23 protein-coding genes are annotated in these 26,346 nt (G+C 73.5%); 14 read left to right on the plus strand and 9 right to left on the minus strand.

Going from position 1 to position 26,346, the window contains the following annotated elements; all coding sequences use genetic code 11:
- Nucleotides 1-99: 99 nt before the first annotated feature.
- From FHU36_RS29520 to FHU36_RS29530, 3 genes are all read right to left on the minus strand, one after another.
- Nucleotides 100-459 (minus strand): VOC family protein, encoded by a 360-nt coding sequence (locus tag FHU36_RS29520; RefSeq protein ID WP_185087030.1) that lies wholly within the window; start codon nucleotides 457-459, stop codon nucleotides 100-102.
- A 92-nt stretch (nucleotides 460-551) separates the two neighbouring features.
- Nucleotides 552-1,271, minus strand: coding sequence for a helix-turn-helix transcriptional regulator (locus tag FHU36_RS29525; protein WP_185087031.1), 720 nt, complete (start codon nucleotides 1,269-1,271; stop codon nucleotides 552-554).
- A 180-nt stretch (nucleotides 1,272-1,451) separates the two neighbouring features.
- Nucleotides 1,452-2,477 carry a PHP domain-containing protein gene (locus FHU36_RS29530; protein ID WP_185087032.1) on the minus strand — a complete coding sequence of 342 codons (1,026 nt, stop codon included), beginning with the start codon at nucleotides 2,475-2,477 and terminating at the stop codon, nucleotides 1,452-1,454.
- Nucleotides 2,478-2,573: 96 nt separating this feature from the next.
- On the opposite strand from FHU36_RS29530, the gene FHU36_RS29535 reads away from it, so the two are divergent.
- The 9 genes from FHU36_RS29535 (at nucleotide 2,574) to FHU36_RS29575 (ending at nucleotide 10,834) form a co-directional block, all read left to right on the plus strand.
- A complete protein-coding gene (locus tag FHU36_RS29535; protein ID WP_185087033.1) occupies nucleotides 2,574-2,975 on the plus strand; it encodes a hypothetical protein in 402 nt (133 codons plus the stop codon).
- Nucleotides 2,976-2,978: 3 nt separating this feature from the next.
- The gene (locus FHU36_RS29540; RefSeq protein ID WP_185087034.1) at nucleotides 2,979-4,127 is read left to right on the plus strand and encodes a glutathionylspermidine synthase family protein; all 1,149 of its coding nucleotides are present in this window, start codon (nucleotides 2,979-2,981) and stop codon (nucleotides 4,125-4,127) included.
- Nucleotides 4,124-4,555: a DUF350 domain-containing protein gene (locus tag FHU36_RS29545; protein WP_185087035.1), complete on the plus strand. Its 432-nt coding sequence runs from the start codon at nucleotides 4,124-4,126 to the stop codon at nucleotides 4,553-4,555. The genes FHU36_RS29540 and FHU36_RS29545 overlap by 4 nt, the downstream gene beginning before the upstream one ends.
- Before the next feature lie 153 nt (nucleotides 4,556-4,708).
- Nucleotides 4,709-5,833 (plus strand): PucR family transcriptional regulator, encoded by a 1,125-nt coding sequence (locus FHU36_RS29550; protein WP_185087729.1) that lies wholly within the window; start codon nucleotides 4,709-4,711, stop codon nucleotides 5,831-5,833.
- Between the two features lie 103 nt (nucleotides 5,834-5,936).
- Complete coding sequence (locus FHU36_RS29555; RefSeq protein WP_185087036.1) at nucleotides 5,937-6,833, plus strand: ACP S-malonyltransferase; 897 nt, start codon at nucleotides 5,937-5,939, stop codon at nucleotides 6,831-6,833.
- Nucleotides 6,830-7,786 carry a beta-ketoacyl-ACP synthase III gene (locus FHU36_RS29560; RefSeq protein WP_185087037.1) on the plus strand — a complete coding sequence of 319 codons (957 nt, stop codon included), beginning with the start codon at nucleotides 6,830-6,832 and terminating at the stop codon, nucleotides 7,784-7,786. Before FHU36_RS29555 ends, FHU36_RS29560 begins: the two co-directional genes overlap by 4 nt.
- Before the next feature lie 85 nt (nucleotides 7,787-7,871).
- On the plus strand, nucleotides 7,872-8,111 hold the full coding sequence (locus FHU36_RS29565) for an acyl carrier protein (protein ID WP_101788494.1): 240 nt from the start codon (nucleotides 7,872-7,874) through the stop codon (nucleotides 8,109-8,111).
- A gap of 65 nt (nucleotides 8,112-8,176) precedes the next feature.
- Nucleotides 8,177-9,409 carry a beta-ketoacyl-ACP synthase II gene (gene fabF / locus FHU36_RS29570; protein ID WP_185087038.1) on the plus strand — a complete coding sequence of 411 codons (1,233 nt, stop codon included), beginning with the start codon at nucleotides 8,177-8,179 and terminating at the stop codon, nucleotides 9,407-9,409.
- Complete coding sequence (locus tag FHU36_RS29575; RefSeq protein ID WP_185087039.1) at nucleotides 9,410-10,834, plus strand: carboxyl transferase domain-containing protein; 1,425 nt, start codon at nucleotides 9,410-9,412, stop codon at nucleotides 10,832-10,834.
- Between the two features lie 253 nt (nucleotides 10,835-11,087).
- Here the strand turns inward: FHU36_RS29575 and FHU36_RS29580 are convergent, their stop codons facing one another.
- Entirely contained in the window at nucleotides 11,088-11,582 is a 495-nt protein-coding gene (locus FHU36_RS29580) for a DUF3145 domain-containing protein (RefSeq protein ID WP_185087040.1), read from the minus strand.
- 175 nt (nucleotides 11,583-11,757) lie between these two features.
- On the opposite strand from FHU36_RS29580, the gene FHU36_RS29585 reads away from it, so the two are divergent.
- The 4 genes from FHU36_RS29585 (at nucleotide 11,758) to FHU36_RS45915 (ending at nucleotide 17,088) form a co-directional block, all read left to right on the plus strand.
- Nucleotides 11,758-12,771: a S8 family peptidase gene (locus tag FHU36_RS29585; protein ID WP_185087041.1), complete on the plus strand. Its 1,014-nt coding sequence runs from the start codon at nucleotides 11,758-11,760 to the stop codon at nucleotides 12,769-12,771.
- A gap of 68 nt (nucleotides 12,772-12,839) precedes the next feature.
- On the plus strand, nucleotides 12,840-13,376 hold the full coding sequence (locus FHU36_RS29590) for an RNA polymerase sigma factor (RefSeq protein ID WP_185087042.1): 537 nt from the start codon (nucleotides 12,840-12,842) through the stop codon (nucleotides 13,374-13,376).
- On the plus strand, nucleotides 13,373-13,819 hold the full coding sequence (locus FHU36_RS29595; protein WP_185087043.1) for a hypothetical protein: 447 nt from the start codon (nucleotides 13,373-13,375) through the stop codon (nucleotides 13,817-13,819). Before FHU36_RS29590 ends, FHU36_RS29595 begins: the two co-directional genes overlap by 4 nt.
- 545 nt (nucleotides 13,820-14,364) lie before the next feature.
- Nucleotides 14,365-17,088, plus strand: a complete 2,724-nt coding sequence (locus FHU36_RS45915) for a CHAT domain-containing tetratricopeptide repeat protein (RefSeq protein ID WP_185087044.1) — start codon at nucleotides 14,365-14,367, stop codon at nucleotides 17,086-17,088.
- Here FHU36_RS45915 and FHU36_RS29605 read toward each other — a convergent pair.
- The 4 genes from FHU36_RS29605 to FHU36_RS29620 form a co-directional block, all read right to left on the minus strand.
- Nucleotides 17,028-17,840, minus strand: a complete 813-nt coding sequence (locus FHU36_RS29605; RefSeq protein WP_185087045.1) for a sulfurtransferase — start codon at nucleotides 17,838-17,840, stop codon at nucleotides 17,028-17,030. The genes FHU36_RS45915 and FHU36_RS29605 overlap by 61 nt on opposite strands.
- A 23-nt stretch (nucleotides 17,841-17,863) precedes the next feature.
- The gene (locus tag FHU36_RS29610; RefSeq protein WP_185087046.1) at nucleotides 17,864-18,991 is read right to left on the minus strand and encodes an alkaline phosphatase family protein; all 1,128 of its coding nucleotides are present in this window, start codon (nucleotides 18,989-18,991) and stop codon (nucleotides 17,864-17,866) included.
- 59 nt (nucleotides 18,992-19,050) lie between these two features.
- Nucleotides 19,051-19,641, minus strand: coding sequence for a DUF5998 family protein (locus FHU36_RS29615; protein ID WP_185087047.1), 591 nt, complete (start codon nucleotides 19,639-19,641; stop codon nucleotides 19,051-19,053).
- A gap of 83 nt (nucleotides 19,642-19,724) precedes the next feature.
- Entirely contained in the window at nucleotides 19,725-22,547 is a 2,823-nt protein-coding gene (locus FHU36_RS29620) for a bifunctional acetate--CoA ligase family protein/GNAT family N-acetyltransferase (protein WP_312891911.1), read from the minus strand.
- A gap of 181 nt (nucleotides 22,548-22,728) precedes the next feature.
- Here FHU36_RS29620 and FHU36_RS29625 point away from each other — a divergent pair, with 181 nt between their 5' ends.
- The gene (locus FHU36_RS29625; protein ID WP_185087048.1) at nucleotides 22,729-23,622 is read left to right on the plus strand and encodes a carbohydrate kinase family protein; all 894 of its coding nucleotides are present in this window, start codon (nucleotides 22,729-22,731) and stop codon (nucleotides 23,620-23,622) included.
- 508 nt (nucleotides 23,623-24,130) lie between these two features.
- Here the strand turns inward: FHU36_RS29625 and FHU36_RS29630 are convergent.
- A complete protein-coding gene (locus FHU36_RS29630; RefSeq protein WP_246502600.1) occupies nucleotides 24,131-26,245 on the minus strand; it encodes a RecQ family ATP-dependent DNA helicase in 2,115 nt (704 codons plus the stop codon).
- Nucleotides 26,246-26,346: the final 101 nt, after the last annotated feature.

A 26,346-nucleotide genomic window follows, 5' to 3' on the forward strand; every position in this document is an offset into this window, starting at 1 on the left:
GACGCGGCCCGGTGCACGAGCTCAGTGACGGAAAGCGACTGAGCCCGTGTGGACGGGACCCGACCGGCGGGGAAGGCGCCGGCGCGGACCCCCTCCAGGTCAGGACCTCCGGCGGAAGACCCCGAAGAGGCTGCCCGACGTGTCGCGCAGGTAGGCGAAGTCGGTGCCCGCGCCGTCGTCGATGACCTTCGTGACGACCTTGCCGCCGAGCTCCTCCGTCTGGCGGCACGTCTCCTCGACGTCGGCCACCTGCACGTGGAAGACCGCGTGGTCGGGGAACTCGCCCCGGGTGTTGAACAGGCCACCCGCCGGCTGACCGCCCGCCGGATAGCCGATCAGCCGGTAGTCGAGCGGGCCCTCGTCACGGGCGAACGTCCAGCCGAACAGACCCCCGTAGAAGCGCTCGGCGCTCCCGGGGTCAGCCGTCGCCACCTCGAACCAGGTCACCGTGTTGTCCATCGTTTCCTCACTTTCTCGAACAGGACAACGATCCAACGGCGGAGCGACAACCCTATGTCGGTGTTTTCGCTTGACTTGTCGAACATCTGTGCTCAGTCGAGGACGGCTCCGTGCACGATCATCTCCGGCACGTCCGTGGCGAACCGCTCCACCGGCCGGTCGGGACAGCGCTCCCCGGTGACCACGGCGGCGGCGATGCGGTCGAGCCGGAAGACGCGCACGTCGTCGCGCAGGCGGCACCAGGCCACGAGATACCAGAAGCCGCCCCGCCCGCCCAGGAAGACCCCCGGCTCCACCTCCCGCGAGGTCAGCGCCCCCTTGGCGTCGGCGTAGTCGAGCCTGAGCACCCTGCGGCGCAGCAACGCCTCCTCGATCGCGCGCGAGACCCCCTCGGCGCCCAGCGGCCGCTCCGCGCCGCCCGGCTCGGCGATCAGCTGGACCCGGCGCGCCAGCTCCCTGGCCAGCTCGCCCTCCGGGCCCGGCATCGCGGCCACCACCTTGCGTAACGCGCTGCGCGCCTGCCTGCCGAACGGCTGGTCGCCCGCCCGGCTGAGCGCCACGGCGATGGCCACCGCCTCCGCCGGTGTGAAGTTGAGCGGCGGGAGCGACATCGTCTTGTCGATGGCGTAGCCGCCCCTGCGTCCCGGCTCGGCGTAGATCGGCACCCCCGACTCCTGCAGCGCGGCGATGTCGCGCTCGATGGTGCGGACGCTCACCTCGAACCGCCCGGCGAGCTCGCGCGCGGAGCGGCAGCGGGGGGAGATCGCGCGCAGGTCCTCGACGAGCGCGTACAGCCGGTCGGTACGGTTCACAACCCGGACGGTACGCGCGGCCACCGACAATCGCGCGCCCCGCACCGCCACAGGCACGTGCCCGTCACCACCACGCCACAGCCCTCTCACGTCCCCGCCAGGCGGCCCCGCCAGGCCCCGCCAGGCACCCCTCCAGGCACCCCGGCAGGTGCTCTGACACGTGCCGCCGTACCGGGGCCGTCAGCGGCGGCCGGTCCAGGCGAGCAGGCCGGCGAGCGGCCAGGTGTTGACGACGCGCTCCGCCGGGACGCCGCACAGCGCCGCCCGTTCGCAACCGAACCGCTGCCAGTCGAGCTGACCGGGCGCGTGAGCGTCGGAGTCGATCGCGAAGTGGCACCCCATCTCGCAGGCCAGCCGCAGCAGCCGCTTGGGCGGGTCGAGCCGGTCCGGCCGGGAGTTGACCTCGACGGCCACGCCGAAGCGGCGGCACGCCTCGAAGACCAGCTCGGCGTCGAACTCCGACTCCGGACGGCGGCCGCCCCGCCTGCCGTCGCCGCGTACCACGCGCCCGGTGCAGTGGCCGAGCACGTCGACGTCGGGGTCGGCGATCGCGGTCACCATGCGGCGGGTCATCTCGCCGCGCTCCATGCGCAGCTTGGAGTGGACGCTCGCCACGACGACGTCGAGCCGTCGCAGCAGCGCGGGTTCCTGGTCGAGCGTGCCGTCGGGGTTGATGTCGACCTCGATGCCGGTCAGGATCCGGAACGGGGCGAACCGCTCGTTGAGCCGGGCCACCTCGTCGAGCTGGCGGCGCAGCCGGTCGGGCGGCAGGCCGCGGGCGACGGTGAGGCGCGGCGAGTGGTCGGTCAGCGCCCAGTACTCGTGGCCGAGCGCCCGGGCGGTCTCGGCCATCTCCTCGATCGGGGAGCCGCCGTCCGACCAGTCGGAGTGGCTGTGCAGGTCACCGCGCAGCGCCCGGCGCAGCGCCGCCGCCTCCTCGCCCAGGTCGGCGCCCGCGGTGTCGCGCAGCCGGCGCAGGTAGGTGGGCGCCTGCCCGGCGAGCGCCTCGGTGATCACCAGGGCGGTGACCTTGCCGATGCCGGGCAGACCGGCCAGCCCGCCCGAGCCGGCGAGTCGCTCCAGCTCGCCGGGGGGCAGCTCGTCCACCACGGCGGCGGCGCGGCGGAAGGCGCGCACCCGGTAGGTCGGCTCCCCCGCGCGTTCCAGCAGGAACGCGATCTCACGCAGCGCCTCGACCGGTGTCATGGGGAACTCCTACCCCCTCGGCGTTCGTCCTTTTTGCAGATTGATGTGGCGTGAACGTCACCGATAAGCTGTTCGGCCAATGAGAGCAGGAGCTTCATGGCGCAACCGAAACCTCCCGGTCAGCAGCAGAAACCACCGGGCAAGTCGTCCAAGGTCATCACGCTGACCGTCATCGGTGTCGTCTCCCTCATGGTGGTCGGGTTCTGCTCGGCCGTGCAGGAGGACGAGGTCGCCGCCGACTGCGTCAACATGGAGGAGCAGTTGCCGGACGGCTCCTACGAGGTCGTCGACGACGACTACTGCGACGACGACAACGGCACCACCACCTACTACCGCGGCTCGCACGGCGCCTACCACTGGTACTACGGCGGCAACCGGGTCGGCACCCGCGTGCGTAGCGGCACCACCTTCCGCCCGTCGGACGTGGAGATCAACTCACGCAGCGGCAAGACGATCCAGCGCGGCGGCTTCGGCAGTAAGTCGAGCAGCGGGAGCTGACACGTGCGGCGTGAGCACAGGGCGCCCAGGCCCGGCTGGGAAAAGATCATAGAGAGTCAGGGGCTGGCCTACCATCGGGCCGCCCATCCCGAGGGGCTGAACCGCCCCTACTGGGACGAGTCCGTCCACTACGTGTTCTCCATGGACGAGGTGGAGGCGCTGGAGGCGCAGGTCGAGGAGCTGCACGAGATGTGCCTGCAGGCCGCGGGCCACGTCGTGGAGGCCGGCCGCTTCGCCGAGTTCGCCATCCCCGAGTGGGCGGCCGAGGACGTCGCGCGGTCCTGGGAGCGCCGCGACCCCCACCTGTACGGCCGTTTCGACCTGCGCTACGACGGCACGGGCCCGGCCAAGCTGCTGGAGTACAACGCCGACACCCCGACCTCGTTGCTGGAGTCGTCGGTGGTCCAGTGGTTCTGGCTGAAGGACACCCACCCCGACGACGACCAGTGGAACTCCGTGCACGAGCGGCTCATCGACCGCTGGTCGGCGATGACGCTGCCGCCGGGTCCCACCCACTTCGCCTGGACCAACATGGACGAGACGGGCGAGGAGGCGATGACGCTGGCCTACCTGCAGGAGACCGCCGACCAGGCGGGGCTGCACACGGTCGCCGTCGCCATGGAGGACATCGGCTGGGACTCGCTCAACCGTCGCTTCGTCGACATGGAGGAGCGGATGATCCGGTCGGTGTTCAAGCTCTACCCGTGGGAGTGGATGCTGGCCGACCCGTTCGGGCGGCACGCCGTGCGCCACGGCACCTGGATCGAGCCGCTGTGGAAGGCGCTGCTGTCCAACAAGGCGCTGCTGGCCATCCTGTGGGAGCTGTATCCCGGGCATCCGAGCCTGCTGCCCGCCTACCTCGACGGGCCGCGCGAGCTGACCTCGTACATCGTCAAGCCGCTGCTCGGCCGGGAGGGCGCCTCGATGCGCGTCGTCACCCCGGGCGGCGGGCAGGAGACGCCCGGCTCCTACGGTCAGGAGGGGTTCGTCCACCAGGCGTTCGACGCGCTGCCCGACTTCGACGGCCAGCGTCCCGTGCTCGGCGCCTGGATGGTCGCCGACGAGTCGGCCGGACTGGGCATCAGAGAGACCTCCGGACTCATCACCGACGACACATCGTCCTTCGTACCTCACCGAATCGAGCGACCATGACCCTGCTGGAAACCCTGCTCCGCGGCTCGGGCGCCATCGCCGCGTACGCCGCCGTCGGCATGATCCTGATGATCATCGGCTTCTACGTGATCGACCTGGCCACGCCGGGCAAGCTCAGCGCGATCATCCGCAGCGAGCGCAACCCCAACGCCACGCTGCTGGCCACCTCGGCGCTGGCCGCCGTGGGGCTCATCGTGGCGGCGTCCATCTGGTCGTCGGGCGGCAGGCTCGCCGAGGGGCTCGCGGGCACCGCGGTGTTCGGCCTGGTCGGCATCGTCGTGCAGACGGTCGCGATGCTCGCCTTCGACAAGGTGGTCGGCATCTCGGTGCGCGAGCTGGTCAAGGAGCCGGAGCTGCAGCCGGGCGCGCGGCTGCTCGCCGTCACCCACCTGGCGATCGGCCTGATCACCGCCGTCGCCGTCATCTGATCGCGGTCCGCCCGGCCCGTCCCCGGGAACGGCTCCGGGCGCGGGCGGACGCGCGGCTCGCGGCCTGCGGGACCGGCGACCGGCTGGACCTGGCAGTCTAGAGGAGTGACAGACCGGACCCGGGAGGACACCACACGCAGGCTGGAGCGGGCCATGGGCTCGCTCGGCACGGCGGCGATGGCGCGCATGGACGAGCAGCTGCCGTGGTTCCGCGCGCTCAGCGCCGAGGACCGCTCGTGGGTGGGCCTGGTGGCCCAGGCGGGCATCGCGGCCTTCGTCGAGTGGTTCCAGCACGCGGGCGAGGACCGTCCGACGCCCAGCATCGAGTTCTTCGGCACCGCGCCGCGCGAGCTGAAGCGGTCGATCTCGCTCCAGCAGACCGTGGACATCGTCCGGATCGTGGTCGAGGTGGTCGAGGCGCAGACCGACGAACTGGCCGCGCCGGGCGGCGAGGACCAGCTCCAGCAGGCCATGCTGCGCTACACCCGCGACGTGGCCTTCGCCGCCGCGCAGGTCTACGCGCGCGAGGCCGAGGCGCGCGGTTCCTGGGACTCCCGGCTGGAGGCCCTCATCGTCGACGCGCTGGTGCGGGGCGAGGTGGACGACGGCCTCCACTCCTGGGCCGCGGCGCTCGGCTGGACCTCCGCCCCCGTGGTCGTGATCGCCGGCCACGCCCCCGACGACGACCCGCGGGCCGTGATCGACGGGCTGCGGGAGAAGGGCCGCCGCATCGGCATGGACCTGCTCGCCGGGGTGCAGGCCGACCGGCTGATCGTCATCGTCGGCGGCGCCGACAGCGTCCAGCACGCGGCCAGGCAGGTCGTGGCCCGCTTCGGTCCCGGCCCCATCGTCATCGGCCCCGAGGTGCCCGACCTGCACGCCGCCGCGCGCTCCGCCAGGGCCGCCCTGGCCGGGCTGAAGGCGTCGGCCGGCTGGCCCGACGCGCCGCGTCCCGTGCACGCCGACGACCTGCTCGCCGAGCGCGCGCTGGACGGCGACGAGGACGCCAGGGAGCAGCTCGTCGAGAACGTCTACCTGCCGCTGGCCGGCACCCCGCTGCTCGACACGCTGGCCACCTACCTGGAGCAGGGCACCTCTCTGGAGGCCACGGCCCGCCTGCTGTTCGTGCATCCCAACACGGTCCGCTACCGCCTCAAGAAGATCACCGAGCTGACCGGCTACCAGCCGACCGAGGGCCGTTCCGCCTTCACCCTGCAGGTAGGGCTCATCCTCGGCAGGCTCACGGAGTCCGCCGTGATGTGGCGGGCGCTAACGTAATCTGCCAGAAACCCCCACTGTAGAGAACCTACAAAAGACCTTGGACAAAGTTCGTACGCTTCCTTAGCCGCGTGTCGGAGTTCTACAGGGCAGGGTTGTTTGCGTGCTAGCAATCGTCGCGCCGGGCCAAGGCGCCCAGACTCCAGGTTTCCTGACGCCCTGGCTCGAAGTGCCCGGTTTCGCCGACCGGCTCGCCGCCTGGTCCGACGTCGCCGGCCTCGACCTGATCGCCTACGGCACCACCGCGGGCGCCGACGAGATCCGTGACACCGCCGTGGCCCAGCCGCTGCTGGTGGCCGCCGCGCTCGCCTCGGCCGAGGCGCTTGGCGTCACGCCCGGCCTGCTGGCCGGACACAGCGTGGGCGAGTTCGCCGCCGCCGCGCTGTCCGGGGCGCTGACCGCCGAGCAGGCGCTGGCCCTGGTCCGCGAGCGCGCCCAGGCCATGGCCAAGGCCGCCGCCGTCACCGAGACCGGCATGACCGCGGTGCTGGGCGGCGTCGAGGCCGACGTGCTGGCCGCCGTCGAGCGACACGGCCTGACCCCCGCCAACATCAACGGCGCCGGCCAGATCGTCGCCGGCGGCACCCTGGAGCAGCTCGCCGCGTTCAAGGACGACGCCCCGGCGCGCGCCCGCCTCATCCCGCTGTCCGTCGCGGGCGCCTTCCACACGGCGCACATGGCGCCGGCCGTGGCCCACCTGCGCGAGGCCGCCGCCTCCGTCACCCCCGCCGACCCCGCGGTCAGGCTGCTGTCCAACGCCGACGGCCAGACCGTGACCGACGGCGCCGACCTCGTCGAGCGGCTGGTCGGGCAGGTCAGCAGCCCCGTCCGGTGGGATCTGTGCATGACCGCCATGGCCGAGCTGGGCGTGACCGCGATCATCGAGCTGCTGCCCGGCGGCACCTTGACCGGCCTGGCCAAGCGAGGGCTGCGGGGCGTGCCCACCGTCGCCCTGAAGACCCCCGACGACCTCGACGCTGCCAGGGAGCTGATCAAGTGAGGATTCCCGACGTCGCCGCCGGCGCGAAGGTGCTGGGCTTCGGCCACTACCAGCCGGCCACCATCGTCACCAACGACGACCTGGCCAAGACCATGGACACCAACGACGAGTGGATCCAGTCGCGGGTCGGCATCAAGGAGCGCAGGGTCGCCCCCGAAGGCGAGACGGTCGAGGACATGGCCGTGCAGGCCGGCGGCAAGGCGCTGGCCGCCAGCGGGCTGGCGGCCAGCGACATCGACCTGGTGATCGTGGCCACCTGCACGCTGGAGAGCCAGATCCCCAACGCCGCCGCCGTCGTCGCGCACCGCCTCGGCATCGAGTCCCCCGGCGCGTTCGACGTGAACGCCGCCTGCGCCGGGTTCTGCTACGCGCTCGCCACCGCCAGCGCCGCCGTCCGCGGCGGAACCGCGCGCAACGTGCTCGTCATCGGGTCCGAGAAGCTGTCGCAGTGGATCGACTGGACCGACAGGGCGACCGCCGTGATCTTCGCCGACGGCGCGGGCGCCGCCGTGGTCGCCCCGTCCGACACGCCCGGGATCGGTCCGGTCGTGTGGGGCAGCGCGGGCGACAGGTCCGACGCGATCATCATCAACGACCGCGACAGCTTCCTCCACCAGGAGGGCCAGACCGTCTTCCGCTGGGCCACCACCGCGCTGCACCCGGTGGCCAAGGAGGCCTGCGAGCGCGCCGGCGTCGACCCGTCGGAGCTGGCCGCGTTCGTCCCCCACCAGGCCAACCTGCGCATCATCGAAGCCATCGCGCGCAAGCTCGGCGCCGACAACGCCGTCATCGCGCGTGACATCGTCACCGCCGGCAACACCTCCGCCGCGTCCATCCCGCTCGCGCTGTCGCGCATGCTGGAGCGTGGCGAGGTCCGCTCGGGCGACCTCGTGCTCGCTCTAGGCTTCGGCGCCGGCCTGACCTACGCGGGCCAAGTGATCGAGATTCCGTAGGATCCGGTACGGCTCACGCCGCACCTCATCAGCTCGTACGGCGTGAGCCGTACCGAACCAAAGAAACCAAAGGAGAACCAACGACATGGCTGCCACCGAGCAGGAGATCCTCGCGGGCCTCGGCAAGATCATCAACGAGATCACCGGCATCCCGGCCGGCGAGGTCACCCCGGACAAGAGCTTCGTGGACGACCTCGACATCGACTCGCTGTCCATGGTCGAGATCGCCGTGGCCGCCCAGGACGAGTTCGGCGTCGAGATCCCCGACGACCAGCTCAAGAACCTGAAGACGGTCCAGGACGTGCTCAACTTCATCAAGAACTAGCGGCCCGGCCCCGCGCGGGCCGGCCCTGCCGAACGACCCTTCAGATCGACAAGGAGCGCGAAAACGTGAGTGCGAACCGGGTACGTGTCGTCGTCACCGGGCTTGGCGCGACGACGCCCGTCGGTGGAGACGTCACCTCGACCTGGTCGGCGCTCCTCGCCGGTCAGTCGGGTGTCAAGACCCTCACCGAAGACTGGGTCGACACCGTCCCCGTGACGTTCGCGGGGACGGCCGCGGTCGACCCGGCCGAGGTGCTGCCCAGGCCGGAGGCGCGCCGCCTCGACCGCAGCGAGCAGTTCGCGATGGTCGCCGCCCGCGAGGCCTGGCAGGACGCGGGTGCCCCCGAGGTGGCGCCCGAGCGGCTCGGCGTCGTGGTGTCCAGTGGCATCGGCGGCATCAACACCACGCTGTCGGCCTACGACACCTACAAGGAACGCGGCTGGAACCGCCTGTCGCCGTTCACCGTGCCGATGCTCATGCCCAACGGCCCGGCCGCCTGGATCGGCCTCGACCGGGGCGCCCAGGCGGGCGTGCACGCGACGGTGTCCGCCTGCGCCTCCGGCGCGGAGGCCATCGGCTACGCGATGGACATGATCCGGGCGGGCCGCGCCGACGTGGTCGTGGCGGGCGGCACCGAGGCCGCGATCCACGGGCTCAACATCGCGGCCTTCGCCGCGGCGCGGGCCATGTCGACCCGCAACGACGACCCGGCCGGCGCGTCGAGGCCGTGGGACCGCGACCGCGACGGATTCGTGCTCGGAGAGGGCGCCGGCATCATCGTGCTGGAGTCCGAGGAGCACGCCAGGGCTCGCGGCGCCCGCATCTACGCCTACGCCGCCGGGGTCGGCTACTCCGCCGACTCCCACCACATCACCCAGCCGGAGCCCGAGGGCCGTGGCGTGATCATGGCGATGACGCAGGCGCTCAACGACGCCGACGTCACCGGCCTCGACGTCAAGCACGTCAACGCGCACGCCACCTCGACGCCCGCCGGCGACGTGATCGAGGCGCAGGCCGTGGCCAAGTCCATCGGCACCCACCCGCTCGTCACCTCCACCAAGTCGATGACGGGCCACCTGCTGGGCGGCGCGGGCGGCATCGAGTCCGTCTTCACGATCAAGGCGCTGTACGACCGCGTCGTGCCGGCGACCATCAACCTCGACAACCCCGACGACGGCATCGAGGTGGACCTCGTCCACGGGGCCAACCGCTCGCTGCCCGAAGGCGACATCGCCGCGGTCAACAACTCGTTCGGGTTCGGGGGTCACAACGTGGCCGTCGTGTTCAAGGGGGCTTAGATGACCGTGATCGACAACAGGGGGGTGACGCGGGGCTCCGACACGGAGCCCGCCGATCCCCGCGATCCGGCCGTCCGGCTGGCCGCGCTGCTCGACGAGGGCTCACTGCTGCTGATCACTCCCCAGGACAAGAGCGGCGTGCTCGCCGCCATGGGCCGCGTCGAGGGCGTCCCCGTCGTCGCCTTCTGCAGTGACGCCCGCTTCCAGGGCGGCGCGATGGGCAGCGAGGGCTGCGAGCACATCGTGCACGCCTACGACGTGGCCGTCCGCGAACGGGTGCCGGTCATCGGGATCTGGCACTCCGGTGGTGCGCGACTCGCCGAAGGCGTCGAGTCGCTGCACGCCGTCGGCCGGGTCTTCGCCGCCATGACCAAGGCGTCCGGCGTCGTCCCCCAGATCTCCGTGGTCGTCGGCCCGGCCGCCGGTGGCGCCGCATACGGCCCCGCCCTCACCGACCTGGTCATCCTCGCCGACTCCGGCCGCATCTTCGTCACCGGGCCCGACGTGGTCCGCAGCGTCACCGGTCAGGACGTCGACAGCGCCGCGCTCGGCGGCCCCGAGCCGCACAGCAAGCGCAGCGGTGTCGTGCACGTCGTCACCAAGACCGAGACCGACGCGCTGCTCAAGGCGCGCCAGCTCGCCGTGCTCCTCGGCCACCAGGGCCGGGTGCGCACCTCCGCCGTGGAGGAGGTCGACTTCTCCACCCTGCTGCCCGAGTCGGCCCGCCGCGCCTACGACGTCAAGCCGCTGGTCAACGGCCTGCTCGACGAGCCCGGCGTCGAGCTGCATCCGAAGTGGGCGCCCAACATCGTCACCACCCTCGGCCGTCTCGGCGGCCGGACGGTCGGTGTGGTCGCCAACAACCCGCTGCGGCTCGGCGGGTGCCTCGACGCCACCTCCGCCGAGAAGGCCGCCCGGTTCGTCCGCATGTGCGATGCCTTCGGCGTGCCGCTGGTGGTCCTCGTGGACGTGCCGGGCTACCTGCCGGGTGTCGGCCAGGAGCACGACGGCGTGGTCCGGCGGGGCGCCAAGCTGCTGCACGCGTTCGCCGAGGCGTCGGTGCCGCGGGTCACGCTGGTCACCCGCAAGGCATACGGCGGGGCGTACGTCGCGATGAACTCCCGCGCGCTCGGCGCGACCAAGGTGTTCGCCTGGCCGACCACCGAGGTCGCGGTCATGGGCGCGGTGGCCGCGGTGCGCGTCCTCAAGCGGCGCGACCTCGCGGCGGCGCCCGAGGAGGAGCGCGCCGAGTTGGAGCAGCGCCTGGCCGCCGAGCACGAGAAGACGGCCGGTGGGCTCGCCCGCGCCCAGGAGCTCGGCGTGATCGACGAGGTGCTCAAGCCCGCGGAGACGCGCGGCGCGATCGCCAAGGTGCTCGCCCAGGCCACCCCGGCCAGGGGCGCGCACGGCAACATCCCCCTCTAACCGACGCGTGACGGCCCCCGCGGCCGTCACGGCGACCGGCCGGCCCAGCCCCGGCCACCAGGTCGGACAGCCCCTGCACACGACACGCGACGGCCCCGCACCGATGACCGGTGCGGGGCCGTTCGTGTGTCCGGCGACCGTTCGGGACGGCAGGCGTGGGGAGGAGACGTCAGTCGGGGCGATCCGCCGGGGCGGGCCAGGCGCGGGCCACCGCCGGGGCGGCCGGGCGAGGGGAGAACCCGCCCGGGGCGGGTCAGACGGCGGCGTGCAGCCAGCGGACCGGCGCGCCGTCCCCCGCGTAGCGGAACGGCTCCAGTTCCTCGTCCCACGGCTTGCCCAGCATCCTGTCGAGCTCGTCCTCCAGCACGCAGCGCCCCTGGGAGGCCGTCAGCATGACCGCCCGCAGCCGGTCCTCGGGGACCATGATGTCGCCCGCGGCGCCGATGACGGCGCTGAAGGCGCCGAGCGTCGGGGTGTAGGCATGGCGGGACCCGTCGACGCCGGATGAGGCGTCCTCGGTGATCTCGAACCTGATGCGCTGCCAGCCCATCAGGGAGGACGCGATGGCCGCCGCGATGCCCGGGCGGCCTTCCCACTCCGCCTGCGCCCGTACGACGTTGGGCGCGGCGGGTTGCGGCGTCCACGTCAGGTCCACGGGCACGCCAAGGACGCCCGCGACCGCCCATTCGATATGAGGGCACAGCGCGGGCTGAGCCGAGTGGACGTACAGCACGCCACGAGCAGACACCGGACCTCCCGTTTCGGTACGAGGTGCGCCTTCCCCAACGGCCTCGTCCTGGGATGATCACAAGTGACTAGGGAGAGACTACCGTCGGTCGCAATCCGATGCCAGAGGGGGGACATACCAAGTTGTTGCGGCGTCGGCGTGTGACACCGGCCCGCGCGCGGATAGATAACGGCTCATGGACATCCAATCCGCCGGCGAGTCGCTCATCCGGCCAGGTCAGGTGCTGGCCGATCGGAGCGCGCTGTCGGTCGTGGCGCGCTGGACCCGGGCGGTGTCCGAGAGCGACGGCGTCTGCGTGATCCACCTGTCGTCCGGCGCCGACCCGTGCGAGATCACCAGGGATCTGCGCGAACGCGGGTTCCGGGCCTCGCCCAACCACGTCGTGGTCGGGCAGCCGCTGTTCTTCGGCGGGCCCGCCTCCCGGCCGTTCCCGGTCCGCCCCCTCCCCTACCGGCCGGGGCGGGCCCGCTCGCCCGTGGTCGTGGGCCTGCTCGACACCGGCGTGGCCAAGCACCCCTGGTGGACGGGCAGCGAGTGGTACGGCGGGCTGGGCCGCGACGACGGCGACTCCACCGAGGGCGCCCAGGCGGGGCACGGCACGTTCATCGCCGGGCTGATCCTGCGGCAGGCGCCCGGCGTGGCGCTCACCTCCTGCCGGGTGCTCAACGGCGACGGCGTCGGCGACGAGGCCCACGTGATCCGGGCACTCAACCGGCTGCGTGACCGCGCCCCCCAGGTGCTCAACCTGTCGTTCGGCTGCCACACCTTCGACGACCGGCCGCCTTCCCTGCTGGCCGACGCGCTCAGCGCGTTCCCCGACACGGTGACGGTCGCCTGCGCCGGCAACACCGCCGGCGACCGGCCCTTCTGGCCGGCGGCGCTGCCGGGCGTGGTGGGCGTGGGCGCGGTCGACGCCGCGCAGGAGCGCAGGTCGCCGTTCTCCTCCTACGGCTCCTGGGTCGACGCCTGCGCCCGCGGCGAGTGGCTGACCAGCACGTACCTGGAGGGCGGGGGGTTCGCCGGGTACGCGGCGTGGAGCGGCACGTCGTTCGCCGCGGCCCTGGTCGCGGGGGCCGTCGCCGACGCCGCCAGGGACCGGCCGGCCCTGGAGGCGGTCAGGGGACTGCTGGACCCCGAGGAGTCCCGGCAAATTCCCGATCTCGGAGTTCTCGTCCCGGCGAGTCTGTAGAGTTTACGCTCAGTCCTCGACCCATCACGATGAGACAACATCGTGGGGCACTGGGCGAAGGAGGCCGCATGCGGGAGCCACGCGATCCCAAGGAGTTGCTCGAAGCCGCGGCCGACGACGACCAGACGGCCTGGGACGAGCTCGAGTCCCGCTTCGGGCCCCGCATGTGGGCCGTCGCGCGGGCCTGCGGGCTGAACGAATCCGATGCCGCGGACGCTGTCCAAGGAGCGTGGCTGCGTCTGCTCGAGCATCTCCACACCATCAGGGACCCGGCGGGGGTCGGCGCGTGGCTCGCCACGACCACGCGTCGCGAAGCAATGCTCATCTCCAGAAAGGACCTCACCTTCGCCCCGCGCTTCGACCTGGTGCGTGAGCCCGACCCGGCGGCGGCCGTCCTGGAGGCCGACAGCAGCCGCCTGCTCTGGAAGACGGTCTCCTCCCTGAACGAACCTTGTCGCACACTGCTCCAGCTGGTCGCGGCAGATGTTGGATACCAGCAAGTCGCACTTCGTCTGGGAGTGCCCATCGGCAGCGTGGGCCCCACCCGGACGCGGTGCCTGGAAAAACTGCGCACCCTGCTCTCACTACAGGAGACGGTGCAATGATCAACGAAGACTATTTCCTGGCGGCCCTCCGGTTGGCCGCCGGGAACGACCCGATCCCCGGGCACGTGTCCGCCGCCGCACGCGATGCCTACGGGCTCAGGGTCCCCCAAGCGGTCACCGCCGCGCCCGCCGAGCTTCCCGCACCCGCCGAGGTGCGGGGCTCGGACGGCTGCCACATGGTCCGGTTCGTCGCCTCCGGCCTCACCTTCGACCTGGAGGTGACGGTGGGCGACGGGCTCATCGACATCGCGGGGCAGGTGATCCCGCCCCCGGGTGAGGGCAGCCATGTCGATGTCCGGACCCCCCATCTGACGCTCACGAGGCGTCTGCCCACCACCGGCCAGTTCGCGGCCACAGGCCTGCCTCCGGGCTGGCTCAGCGTGGTCTGCCACCGGCCGGGTCACGCGCCCGTCCAGACCAGGTGGGTGCGTATCCGTCCCTGACCGGGCACGGAGCCGGTGCGGCGCCGCCTGCGCGCGGCGCCGCACCGGCTCCCCGCCCGCCCCCGTCGCCGCCTTCGGCGGCCCCGCCCGAGAGGCCCGCGACCCCACCCTTGACCGCACTCCACGAACCCCCCGCATGCCCCGAACCGGACGCGCTCTCTGGAACGTTCCATCGCCCCGACCCCGGCGAGCCGTTCCGAGAAGGACACCTTCCAGACGACCCACCCGAGGACGGACCCGCCCAGGACCACCCACCCCAAGACGCGCTCCACCGGGACACGCCGCACAGGCACGCGCCGGCCGGGGATGAACCCGCCCACGACGCGTCACGCGAGACCGATCCAGCCGCGGGCGTGCCACGCGCCCATGACCCGGCACCCCACGGCCCTGCGGTCCCCGGCCCTGCGCCCCACAGCCCTGCGCTCCACAGCCCTGGACCCCACAGCCCTGCGCCCCACAGCCCTGGACCCCACAGCCCGGTTGTCCTCGGTCCGGCGGCCCGTGGTCCGGCGGCCCGTGGTCGGGCGGCGGCCGTGGAGGCGTTGGTGGCCGAGGCTGAGGCTGCGGTGTCGCAGGCCGTCGTGGACCCCCGCCAGGCGCTCGACGCGGGCCGCGAGGTGCTCGCCGCGGCCGAGACCGCCGGCGCCGTCGAGGCTGTCGTCATCGCGTTGCGCGCCATGGCGCTCGCCGCCCGCGAGCTGGGCGACCTCCAGGCGGCCGAGGAGCACCTGCGCCGCGCCATCGCCTCCCGCGGCGCGCCGCGCGCCCGGCTCGCCCAGGCCCGGCTCTCCCTGGTGACCGTACGGACCGAACGCGGCCACCCGTTGCAGGCGCTCGGCATCGCCGCCCTGGCCCGGCCGCACCTGTCGCCGCTGGACCGGGCCAAGCTCGACACCCAGCGGGCCGTGGCCCTGGCCCACCTGGGCCGCTACGCGGAGGCCGTCGCCGCGTGCGATCGGGCGGTGGCGACGCTCACCGGCGCGCCGGGCACGATCGACGACCGCAGGTTCCTGGCCGGCGGGCTGCTCAACCGCGGGCTGGTGCACGCCTACCGGGGCGACTGGGACGCCGCCACCCGCGACGTGGCCGGCTGCCTGCGCATCGCCCGGCACGCCGGGCTCGACCACCTGTCCCGGCTGGCCGCCGCCAACCTGCCGTTCCTCGCCGTACGGCGGGGCGACATCGCGGGCGCCTTCGGGCACTACCAGGCGGCCGAGGACACCCTGTTCGGCTTCCCGGAAAGGCTGGCGACGATGCGGGCGGACTTCGCCGCAGCCCTGCTGGCCGCCCATCTGGCGGGCGAGGCCAGGGAACTGCTCAGCCGCGCCGTACCCGAGCTGGAGGCGTCCGGGGCGCAGGTGGCGCTGGCCGACGCGCGGCTGAAGCTGGCACAGGCCGAGCTCCTCACCGGCGACGCCCGGCGCGCGCTGGCGGTGGCGGAACGGGCGGAACGGGAGCTGGCGCTCCAGGGCAGGCGGTCGTGGCTGCCGCCGGCCCGGGAGGTGGTGCTGCGGGCGCGCCTGGCGCTCGACGGCCCCACGCCGGCGCTGCTGGCGGAGGTCGTCCACTGCGCCGGTGAGCTGGACGGGCACACCGCCCACCGCGCCGCCGCCGCCGCGCTGCGGCTGGAGGCGGCCGAGATCGCGCTGGCGCTGGGCGACGAGCGAACAGCCACCGGTCAGCTCGCCCGCCTCGCCCGGCCGGAGAGCGAGCAGGCCGCCGTGGCCGCCCCGGTGAAGGCGGCCCAGGTGCCGGGGCCGGTGCGGCACCACGCGCTCGCGCTCGAGGCCCAGTTGCGCGGGGACCCCGGCGGGGCGCTCCGCGCCGTACGGGACGGGCTCGCCGAGGTGGGCGGCCAGGTCAGGACGTTCGACGACCCGGCGCTCCGGGCGCACGCGGCGCGGGCCGGGGCGCGGCTGGCGGGGCTCGGACTGCGGCTGGCGGTGCGAGACGGCGGCGCCGAGGGCGTCTTCGCGTGGGCGGAGCGGTGGCGGGCGCTGGCCGGTCCGGCGGACGCCGGCGGGCCGATCGACGTCGGCCTGGTGCGGGACGCGCTCGGCGAGGCGGCGCTGGTGGAATTCGTGGCGCAGGAGTCGTCGCTGCTGGCGCTGGTCGTCACCGGCCGTGGGGTCAGGCTGCGGGCGCTGGGCCGGATCGAGGCGGTCACCGAGGCGGTCATCCGGCTGCGCTACGCGCTGCGCAGGCACACCCTGCGTGACGGCGCCCTCCCTGACGGCACGGATCCCGGCACAGGTCCCGGCCCGGCTTCCGGCCCCGGCTACGGCACTGGTGCCGGCGTTGCTTCCGGCCCTGGCCACGGCAGTGGTTCCGGCGTTGCTTCCGGCGCTGGCCACGGCAGTGGTTCCGGACGCGGTTCCGGCGCGGGGGGCGGGCTGGTGCGGGCCGCGGCGGAGGAGGTGGAGCGGCTGCTGCTGTGGCCGCTGGCCGGGGACCTGGAGGGGCGGCCGATGGTGGTCGTGCCCGCCGGGGCGCTCTACACGCTGCCCTGGGCGGCGCTGCCGGGCCTGACCGGCCGTCCGGTGAGTGTGGCCGCGAGCGCGGCGGCCTGGCTCGCGGCCACCCGCGGCGCCCGACCCGCCGTTGCCCCACCGTCCTCACACCCGTGCTCACACCCGTGCGCGCACCCGGGCGATGCCACCCCACCGTGCGCCGGCACCCGTGCGGGACGGCTCGTGGTGGCCGCGGCGGCGGGGCCGGGGCTGGCGCACGCGCGGGAGGAGGTCGGCCGGGTGCTCCGCCTGCATCCCGGCGGGCATGAGGTGCCCGCCCGCGCCGGCACGGTGCTGGCGGCGCTCGCCGGGGCCGACGTGCTGCATCTGGCGGCGCACGGGGTGTTCCACGCGCGCAGCCCGCTGCTGTCGGCCATCACGCTGGAGGACGGGCCGCTCATGGCGTACGACCTGCTGGACGTGGACGCGGCGGCCCGGCTGGTGGTGCTGTCGGCGTGCGACTCGGGCATGGCGCGCACGCCGGCGGAGGGCGCGCCGCTCGGGCTGGCGGGCACGTTCCTGGCCAGGGGCGCCACCTGCGTGGTCGCCGGGCTGGTGCCGGTGCGCGACGCCGACGCGCTCGCCGTGATGACGGCGTTCCACGGGCTGCTGGCCGCCGGTCGGTCCCCCGCCTCGGCGCTGGCGGCGGCCGCGGCCGAGACGGGGGTGGCGGGGTTCGCGTGTTTCGGCGCCGGGGATCAGCCGGTGGCGACGGGCCTGCCCGGGTCGGCCACCCAGTGCGACCAGGAGCCGACGTAGAGGGCGGCGGGCAGCCCGGCCAGTTCCAGGGCGAGCACCTGGTGGGCGGCGGTCACGCCGGAGCCGCAGTAGGCCCCGGCCGCCACGCCGTCGCGCACGCCGAGCCCGGCGAAGCGGGCCCGCAGCTCGTCCGGCGGCAGGAACCTGCCGTCGGGACCGACGTTGTCGGTGGTCGGCGCGCTGACGGCGCCCGGGATGTGCCCGGCCACCGGGTCGACGGGCTCCACCTCGCCCCGGTAGCGCTCCCCCGCGCGGGCGTCCAGCAGCACCCCGTCACCGGCCAGCGCCGCGGCCTGCTCGGCGGTGAGCATCGGCATCCCGCCCGGCCTGGCGGTGAAGTCGCCCGGGGCGGCGGCGACCGGCTCCTTGTCGGTCGGCAGGCCCGCCTCGGTCCAGGCGGCCAGCCCGCCGTCGAGCACCCGCACGTCCTGGTGGCCGAAGTAGCGCAGCGTCCACCATGCGCGGGCGGCGATGGTGGAGCCCGCGTCGTCGTACACCACGACAGGCCGCCCGTCGCGCACGCCGAGCCGCCGCATCGCGCGCTGGAAGTGCTCGGCGGACGGCAGCGGGTGGCGCCCGGCGGTGCCGGGCGAGGCGGCGAGGTCGGCGTCGACGTCGCAGAAGACGGCGCCCGGCAGGTGCCCCTCACGGTAGAGGTCGATGCCGGCCGGTCCGCCGAGGCGCCAGCGGACGTCGAGGACGCTCGCGGCGTCGAGTGCGGCGAGGCCGGCGGGGGTGATCAGCGGGTTCATAACAGGTTCCTCCAGGCGGGACGTCAACGGGTGCTCACCTCCAGCAGCGGCACGTGCTGCTCGGCGGCGGTCATCGAGCCGTGGTAGCCGACGAACGCCGCCTCGACGCGGTGCGCGCCGGGGGCCGTGATGGCCAGGTCGGTGTACGGGACCGCCAGCACGTCGCCGATGCGCGGCAGCCACTCGGCCCGCACACCGGGGCCGAACCAGCCGGACTCGACGGCCTCCTGCCGGGACACCACCCAGGCCTGACCGGCGAGGGTGTCTCGCCAGGCGGCCAGCACGTCACCGGCGGCGCCCTCCTCGGCGTAGACGTGCCGGGCCCGCGCCTCGCCGCCCAGCAGGGCCACTCCGCGCGTCAGGGCGGGCTCGCGTTCGGCGTCGAGCTTGGTGGTGACGTTGACCATGCCGTGGTCGGCGGTGACGTAGAGGGCGCAGCCGCCGGGCAGCGCCTCGGCCAGCCGTTCGGCCATCCGGTCGACGATCGCGAGCTGCCGCAGCCACTCCTCGCCGCCCCATCCGTGCCGGTGGCCGGCGGAGTCGAGGTCTCCGTAGTAGACGGTCACGTACGCGGGCGGCTCCAGCAGCGCCCGGCGGACCGCCTCGACGCGCTCGTCGACGGTGTCGGCGGCGAGGTGGCGCACGCCCCGGTAGACGGCCTCGGTCAGCCCGGTGCCCTGGAACTCGGCGGGGCCGACGTAGCTCGCGGCGATCCCGGCCCGGCCGGCCCGCTGGAAGACGGTGGTGGCGGGCTGCCAGGTCTCGGGGGCCACGGCGAGCCCGTCGGGCATCGTCCACCTGAGACAGTTGAGCAGCCGGCCGGTGCCGGGGACGGCCAGCATCAGCCCGAGCATGCCGTGCTCGCCCGGCGGGACTCCGGTGCCGAGCGAGCACAGGCTCGTGGCCGTGGTCGCGGGGAACCCCGCCGTGAGCGTCCGGCCGGTCGCGGCGGTGAGGAAGGGGGCGGTGTCGGCGTGGGCGCGCAGCAGCTCGGCGCCGAGTCCGTCGACGAGGAACATGCAGACGCTCTCGGCCGGCCGGACGCCGAGAGGGTTAGGGCCGTCGAGCCCGAGGGCGGCCAGCAGCGAGTGGGGCAGGTCGGCCAGCGACGCTCCGCCGTAGGCCGGGATCAGGGGCGCGGTGTCCACCATTCCCCGAGCTTATCGGCGCGGACGCGCGTGCCCAGTGCTTCCGGCCGCAGAGTCGGTGTCTAGGCCGTGACGTGGGCGGTGGCCTCGGACAGGGCCTTGGCGAACGCCAGGACGTGGCCGACCGCCTCGGGCCCGTCGGCCGCCTCGCTGACGCGCAGCGACAGGTCGTCGGCCGTGATCGCGCCCGTGTAGCCGTGGTCGGCCTCGCAGTTTTCGTCGCCGCAGGTGGCCGGCTCCAGGTCGACGTGGGAGATGGCGCCCCAGCCGATCGTCAGCGTGACCTCGGTGGGCGGTGAGCCGGGCGAGTAGGAGGCGGGGTCGGGGACGACGCGGGTGACCGCGACCGACTGGACCCGGCTCAGGCGGACCGCCTCGGTGGTGGTCGAGGCGTGGGAGGCGGAGACGCCCTCGACGGCCGGGTGCTCGTCGGTGTGGCAGACCAGCAGCCTGGACGTCGTCAGCACCAGCACGGTGACGTGCCGGCGCACCTCCATGGCGGGATCGAAGGTGGCCTCGTGGTGCACCACGAACGCGGCCACGGCCTCCTTGCCCAGCGCGGATTCGACCGCATCGGTGACGAGGTCGGGATAGTAGCCGCTGCGCTCGATCGCTTCGCGCAGTCCCGCGGCTGAGACTCGGGTTTCCCTCATGGGTCCATCCTGCCAGGAGCGCGCTGCACCCTCACCCGCCGTACATAACGCTCTATAACGGTCTGAATCTGTGCGTACGGACGTCAGGCGAGCCGGCGCGGCCCCGCGTCCAGGCGCGGCCCCGCCGGGGTGCGCAGCCGCGCCCGGGCGCCGAGCACGATGACGTCCGACTCGCCCACGAGGACCTGGTCGAGGTCGAGCCGGGCCAGCTCCGGCAGGTCGCCGGCCAGACGGCCCACCCGGACGAGGAGGTCCTCCAGGGCGTCGACGGCGACGGGCGGGTAGCCGTACTCGCCGAACAGCAGCGGCGCCGCCCGGACCGAGCGCACCAGCTCGGCGGCGTCCTCGCGGCTGAGCGGCGCGAGCCGGTAGCCCTGGTCGAGCAGCAGGCGCGCGGTCACCTCGCCCAGCCCGAACGACACGACGGGCCCGAACCCCGGGTCGTCGGCCACGCCCACCACGGTCGGCACGGCCGGCTGCGGCGCCATCCGCTGCACGGCCAGCTCGGTGTCCGCGCCGAGCTGGGCCGCGAACTCGGCGTAGGCGTGGCGGACGCTGTCGGGCCCGGCCAGGCCCAGCCGTACGGTGCCGGCCCGGCGGGAGGCGTCGGGGTCGGCCACCTTGAGCACCACGGGCCAGCCCAGCCGCTCGGCCGCGTCGACCGCCTCCTCCGGTGAGCGCACCAGCTCCGCGGGCCACACGCTCAGCCCGTAGCAGGACAGCAGGTCGGCGGCGTCCAGCTCGACCGGCGGACCGGGTTCGGCGAACGCGCCCGGCGCGGGGGCGGGCCCCTCGTCGCCGAGCGCCCGCGCGACGAGCTCGCGGGCCCGGGCGGTGTCGATGTCGTCGAGCCGGGGCGGCGGCGGGGCCGGGTGCGCCCGCCAGGTGGCGTAGCGCACCACGTGTGCCAGGGCCCTGACGGCCTCCTCCGGCGCCGCGTACGACGGGATGGAGCCCCGTTCGGGCGCCGGGCCCGTCCGCAGCGCCGGGTGCATACCGAGATGCCCCTCGAACGTGGCCAGCACGGGCTTGGCCGACCCCTGCGACACCCTGAGCAGCTCCGCGGCCACCTCGTCGGAGGCGCCCGGGATGGGCGGCATGTAGATCACCACCACGGAGTCGACCTCGTCGGAGGCGAGCTGCTCGGCCAGCGCGGCGCCGAACTCGGCGGCCCCGGCGGAGGCGCCGAGGTTCGCCGGCGGACGGGGCGACAGGCCGGCGGAGACGCAGAAGCCGGCGGCGAGCAGCCCGAGGGCGTCGGAGTTGGTGACCAGGCCGACGCGGGGCCCGGCGGGCAGCGGCTGGTAGGCCAGGAGCTGGCCCACGTCGAAGAGCTGGATGAGGTCGTCCACCCGGATCAGGCCCGCCTGCGCGAACAGGGAGCTGACCGCCGAGTCCGGCAGGCCCAGCTCGCGGGCGGAGTGGCCGGACGGGGTGCCGCCGCTCTTGACCACGACGATCGGCTTGCTGCGGGAGATGCGCCTGGCCAGGCGGGCGAACTTGCGCGGGTTTCCCAGGGACTCCAGGTAGAGCAGGATCACCTCGGTGGCGGTGTCCTCCTCCCAGTACTGCAGCAGGTCGTTGCCCGACACGTCGGCCCGGTTGCCGGCGGAGACGAACGACGAGATGCCCATGCCGCGCTGCGCCACCCGCTGCAGCAACGCCGTGCCGAGGGCGCCCGACTGGCTGAAGAAGCCCACCCTGCCGCGGTCGGGCACGGTGGCGGCCAGCGTGGCGTTGAGCCGTACGGCGGGGTCGGTGTTGGCGATCCCGAGGCAGTTGGGACCCACCACGCGCAGCCCGTACGCGCGGGCGATGCGGGCCAGCTCGTCCTGCCGGGCACGCCCCTCGTCACCCGTCTCGCCGAACCCGGACGAGACCACGACCAGCCCGTGCACGCCCTTCTCGGCGCACTCCTTGACCACGTCGGCGACGCCCTCGGCGGGCACGGCCACCACGGCGAGGTCCACGTCGTCGTCGATGGCCGACACACTCGGGTGGGCGCGCACCCCGGCCACCGCGCGCGCCTCGCGGTGCACCGGGTAGACGGGTCCGGTGAAGTCGGCGGCGAGCAGGTTGCGCAGCACGGTCTGCCCGACGCCGCCGGGCTCGCGCGAGACGCCGACGACCGCCACCGAACCCGGGGTGAGCAGCCTGGCGATGGACCTGGCCTCGGCGCGGTGCTCGCGGGCGATGGTGACCTCGGTGGAGGTCTCGGTCGGCGTGAGGTCGAGCGTCATGCGGACCACGCCGTCGGCGAAGCTGCTCTCGGCGGTGTAGCCGGCCTGGCGCAGCACGCCCATCATCTTCATGTTGGCCGGCAGCACGTCGGCGACGAACCTCTCGATGCCGCGCTCGCGGGCCGTGGCGGCCAGGTGCTCCAGCAGCACGGACGCCACTCCCCTGCCCTGGTGGGCGTCCTCCACCAGGAACGCCACCTCGGCCTCGCCCGGCGCCACCCTGTCGTAGCGGATCACGGCGACCATCTCGGTGCCGATCGTGGCGATCAGCGCCACCCTGTCGACGTAGTCGACCGTGGTGAACCAGGCGACCTCCTTGTCGGACAGCCGCGGCCGGGGCCCGAAGAAGCGGAAGTAGATCGACTCGTCGGACAGGCGGGAGTAGAAGGAACGCAGCCGGTCGGCGTCGGCGGGCCTGATCGGGCGCAGGTGCGCGGTGCCGCCGTCGGCGAGGACGACGTCGGCCTCCCAATGGGCCGGGTACCGGGCATCGGTGTTCGCGTCGGAGACAGCCGTGCCAGAGACGTCCGTGCCAGAGACGTCCGTGTTCGAGACGTCCGTGTTCGAGGTACCCGTGTTCGAGGTACCCGTGTTCGAGGTACCCGTGTTCGGGGCGTCCGTGTTCGGGGCATCCACGTTCCGGTCCTCCACAGACTCGGCGTCCACAGACCAGAGAGTAGCCCCGCGTCCCTTTTCGCAGGACCTCAGGGCCAGTTGGGCAACGCTTGTGCATCGACTGCCGACCGGTGTCGGAGGTCCGCCCCACGAGCGGTCCGGAAGCTGTTAGTTTTGCGGTGGCGTTTTGCCGTGGCCAGGCTCGTTCTGAAGGCAGCAAGGTGGTGACATCATGACGCGGGTCGTCGTGGTGGGCGATCTCATGACCGACGCGGTCGCGCGCGCCCGTTATGCCCTCGCCAGGGCGAGCGACACCCCGGCGATCGTGACCATGCACGGTGGCGGTTCGGGGGCCAACATCGCCTCCTGGCTGGCCGTCGAGGGGGCCGAGGTGGCCTTCATCGGGCGCAGGGGCGCCGACATCACGGGGCGCAACCGCGACATGGAGCTGATGGGCTACGGCGTCGACGCCCGGCTCGTCATGGACCCCGAGCGCCCGACCGGCACCTGCGTCGTGCTCGTCACGCACAAGGGCGAGCGCACGATGCTGTCCGACCCGGGCGCCAACGCCGCGCTGTCCCCCGAGGACCTGCCGCGCGACCTGTTCAACGGTGGCGGCCACCTGCACCTGTCGGGCTACACCCTGATCAACGAAGGCTCCCGCGACGCCGGGCTGGCCGCGCTCGACATGGCTCACCGCTCCGGCATGTCGATCTCGGTCGACTGCGCCTCGTCGGCCCCGCTCGACCGCACCGGGGCCGAGCCGTTCCTGGAGTGGACGAGCGGCGCCAAGCTGCTGTTCGCCAACGCCGACCAGGCCAAGGTGCTGACCGGCCGCGACGACCCGGAGGCGGCGGCCAAGGTGCTGACCGCGTGGTTCCCGCAGGTCGTCATCAAGATGAACGACGAGGGCGCGCTGTGGTACGGCAACGGCCGTCCCGAGCCGACGCGGGCGCCGGCCGACCCGGTCGACCGGATCGTCGACGGCACCGGAGCGGGCGACGCGTTCTGCGCCGGGTTCCTGCCGTCGTGGCTGGAGGGCAAGCCGCCGGCCGAGTCGCTGGCCGCCGGGTGCCGCCTGGCCGCCAAGGCGATCATGCACCTGGGTGCGCGCCCGCGACTCTGATGCGGATGAGGCGGCGATCACGCGGCCTCGGCGCCAGGGGCGGACTTTCTTCCTGCGGCCAATGGCCCGCTATACGCTCGTCGCCTCACATGACCGCCTGGCATTGTCTGTGATGGACCTTGCGTCCATCATGGCGATGTACGCAAGGGCATCCAGACGGGAGAAGTCCGCGTGAAGGTCTGATCGGCAATGGTGGCCCCCGTGCTCACCGGCACAGTCCTCACGGCCCCGGCCGTGGCCGCCACCTCCACGGGTTCCACGACCACCGCCTTCTCCGCGAGAACCACCACGCAGGCTGGACACTGGCGGGATACGAAGGAACGCTTCAACAAGCGGGCAGCCTGCCGGCAGCGGGCCACATGGTGGGTGGAGAGATACGATCCGTGCAGAATGCCGGTGGAAAAAGGCCAACAAAAATTACCAGCTCTGGGTCTACCAAAAATCGTAGGACTCGCCCGTCGAGAACAACGGCACGCCTTCTCGCTCTTCGCTTCAGAAGTTGACGGCTTCAGGAGGTCGTGGCCAGGGCCAGCGGCAGGACGGCGGGGGCGCCCGCGTGCCGGATCAGCGCCGTGCCCAGCGTCATCGTCCAGCCGGTGTCGATCCGGTCGTCCACCAGCAGCACCGGGCCGCCGCACTGTGCCACGGCCGCGCCGAGCTCCTTGGGCATGGCGAGCGTCGCCCGGACCGCCTGCACCCGCTTGGCGCTGTTGAACTGCTGCCCCGGCGGCCCCGCCCGGTAGCCCAGCTCGCCGAGGTAGGTCAGCCGCCCCACCTGGGCGAGCCGCTCGGCGAAGCTGCGCACCAGCACCGGCCGGGTGGCCGACGGAACGTTGACCACGGCGACGGGCCGCTCGCCCCACTCCCACGCCGACAGCACCTGGATCACGGCCGTGAACATGTCGTCGGCGATCGGCGCGTCCGGGGCGGCGAACAGCTCGCGCAGGCGGTTGCCCCAGCCGATGTCGGTCAGCCGCCCGAGCGCCCGGCCGGGCTCGGCGCCCAGCTCAGGCTTGATCCGGCCGGACAGGTCGGGCAGCCCGGTGGGCCACTGCCGGCGCGCCTCGACCGTGACGCCCGGCCGGGTCAGGCTGCGGCGGGCGCTCTCCACGGCGGGCGCGGCGATGTCGGGTGAGCGGTGTCGGCCGGTGCAGTTGTCGCAGCGGCCGCACGGCCCGGCCGTGTCGTCGTCGAGGTGGGAGCGGAGGTAGCGCTCCCGGCACTCGGTGGTGGTGAGGTAGCCGAGCATGGCCTCCTGCTCGGCACGCCGTTCGGCGGCGATACGGGAGTAGCGCTCGGTGTCGTACGCCCACGGCTCGCCGGTGGCCTCCCAGCCGCCCTTGACGCGGCGCACCGCGCCGTCCACGTCGAGGACCTTGAGCATCATCTCCAGCCGGCTGCGGCTCAGGTCGACCCTCGTCTCCAGCGCCTGCGTGGACAGGATGCCGTGCTCCTCCAGCGCCTGGAGCGTGGCGCGGACCACCGGCTCCGGCGGGAAGGCCAGCGAGGTGAAGTAGGCCCAGATGTCGCGGTCCTCGGCGCCGGGCAGCAGGATGACCTCGGCCCGCTCGACCCCGCGCCCGGCGCGGCCGACCTGCTGGTAGTAGGCGACGGGCGACTGCGGCGCGCCCACGTGCACGACAAACCCGAGATCGGGCTTGTCGAACCCCATGCCGAGCGCGCTCGTCGCCACCAGCGCCTTGATCTTGTTGGTGAGCAGCGCCTCCTCGGCCGCCAGCCGCTCGGCCGGCTCGCTCTGCCCGGAGTAGGCGGCCACCTCGTGGCCCTGCTCGCGCAGGTGGGCGGCGATCTCGTGGGCCGCCGCCACGGTGAGGGTGTAGACGATGCCGGAACCGGGCAGCTCGTGCAGCGTCTGCGACAGCCAGGCCAGCCGCTGCTCGGCCGTGGGCAGGCGGACGACGCCGAGATGCAGGCTGTCCCGCTCCAGCGGGCCGCGCAGCACCAGCGTGTCGGCGGCGTCGGGCCGCAGGTCGGCATCCGGTCGGAGCTGCTCGGCCACGTCGCGGGTGACGCGGGCGTTGGCCGTGGCGGTGGTGGCCAGCACGGGGATGCCGGGCGGCAGCTCCTCGAACAGCGTGGCCAGCCGGCGGTAGTCGGGGCGGAAGTCGTGGCCCCAGTCGGAGATGCAGTGGGCCTCGTCGACCACCACCAGCCCGGCGCTCTCGGCCAGCTCGGGCAGCACGTGGTCGCGGAAGTCGGGGTTGTTGAGCCGCTCGGGGCTGACCAGCAGCACGTCGACCATGCCGTCGGCGACCTGGCCGTAGATCTCCTCCCACGCCTCGGGGTTGGCGGAGTTGATCGTGACGGCGCGGATGCCGGCCCGCTCGGCGGCCGTGATCTGGTTGCGCATGAGAGCCAGCAGCGGCGAGACGATGACGGTGGGGCCCTCGCCGAGCTCGCGCAGCAGGGCCGTCGCCACGAAGTAGACGGCCGACTTGCCCCATCCGGTGCGCTGCACCACGAGCACCCGGCGGCGGTCGACGACGAGCGCCTCGATGGCGGCCCACTGGTCGTCGCGCAGCCTGGCGTGGTCTCCGGCGAGTGCCCGCAGCCGCGCCTCGGCCTCTTCGCGGAGCATCGCCACGTCGGGGGCTTCAGTCATGCCCTCCTTGTTACCAGGTTTCGCCGACATTCCGGCACCGGCGCGGTCGTCCCGCCCCGCGGAACCGGCGGAGGCGCCGAGACGTTGGGCAAGCATAAAGC

The sequence above is a fragment of the Nonomuraea muscovyensis genome (assembly GCF_014207745.1).
GTDB classification, from domain to species: domain Bacteria; phylum Actinomycetota; class Actinomycetes; order Streptosporangiales; family Streptosporangiaceae; genus Nonomuraea; species Nonomuraea muscovyensis.

What these genes read in the sequence shown, in the direction of transcription:
- FHU36_RS29615 (WP_185087047.1), bottom strand. Translation starts at nt 19,641, where the DNA reads ATGAGGGAAACCCGAGTCTCAGCCGCGGGACTGCGCGAAGCGATCGAG.
- FHU36_RS29520 (WP_185087030.1), bottom strand. Translation starts at nt 459, where the DNA reads ATGGACAACACGGTGACCTGGTTCGAGGTGGCGACGGCTGACCCCGGG.
- FHU36_RS29535 (WP_185087033.1), top strand. Translation starts at nt 2,574, where the DNA reads ATGGCGCAACCGAAACCTCCCGGTCAGCAGCAGAAACCACCGGGCAAG.
- FHU36_RS29545 (WP_185087035.1), top strand. Translation starts at nt 4,124, where the DNA reads ATGACCCTGCTGGAAACCCTGCTCCGCGGCTCGGGCGCCATCGCCGCG.
- FHU36_RS29610 (WP_185087046.1), bottom strand. Translation starts at nt 18,991, where the DNA reads ATGGTGGACACCGCGCCCCTGATCCCGGCCTACGGCGGAGCGTCGCTG.
- FHU36_RS29530 (WP_185087032.1), bottom strand. Translation starts at nt 2,477, where the DNA reads ATGACACCGGTCGAGGCGCTGCGTGAGATCGCGTTCCTGCTGGAACGC.
- FHU36_RS29630 (WP_246502600.1), bottom strand. Translation starts at nt 26,245, where the DNA reads ATGACTGAAGCCCCCGACGTGGCGATGCTCCGCGAAGAGGCCGAGGCG.
- FHU36_RS29590 (WP_185087042.1), top strand. Translation starts at nt 12,840, where the DNA reads ATGCGGGAGCCACGCGATCCCAAGGAGTTGCTCGAAGCCGCGGCCGAC.
- FHU36_RS29625 (WP_185087048.1), top strand. Translation starts at nt 22,729, where the DNA reads ATGACGCGGGTCGTCGTGGTGGGCGATCTCATGACCGACGCGGTCGCG.
- FHU36_RS29595 (WP_185087043.1), top strand. Translation starts at nt 13,373, where the DNA reads ATGATCAACGAAGACTATTTCCTGGCGGCCCTCCGGTTGGCCGCCGGG.
- FHU36_RS29575 (WP_185087039.1), top strand. Translation starts at nt 9,410, where the DNA reads ATGACCGTGATCGACAACAGGGGGGTGACGCGGGGCTCCGACACGGAG.
- FHU36_RS29565 (WP_101788494.1), top strand. Translation starts at nt 7,872, where the DNA reads ATGGCTGCCACCGAGCAGGAGATCCTCGCGGGCCTCGGCAAGATCATC.
- FHU36_RS29585 (WP_185087041.1), top strand. Translation starts at nt 11,758, where the DNA reads ATGGACATCCAATCCGCCGGCGAGTCGCTCATCCGGCCAGGTCAGGTG.
- FHU36_RS29550 (WP_185087729.1), top strand. Translation starts at nt 4,709, where the DNA reads ATGGGCTCGCTCGGCACGGCGGCGATGGCGCGCATGGACGAGCAGCTG.
- FHU36_RS29605 (WP_185087045.1), bottom strand. Translation starts at nt 17,840, where the DNA reads ATGAACCCGCTGATCACCCCCGCCGGCCTCGCCGCACTCGACGCCGCG.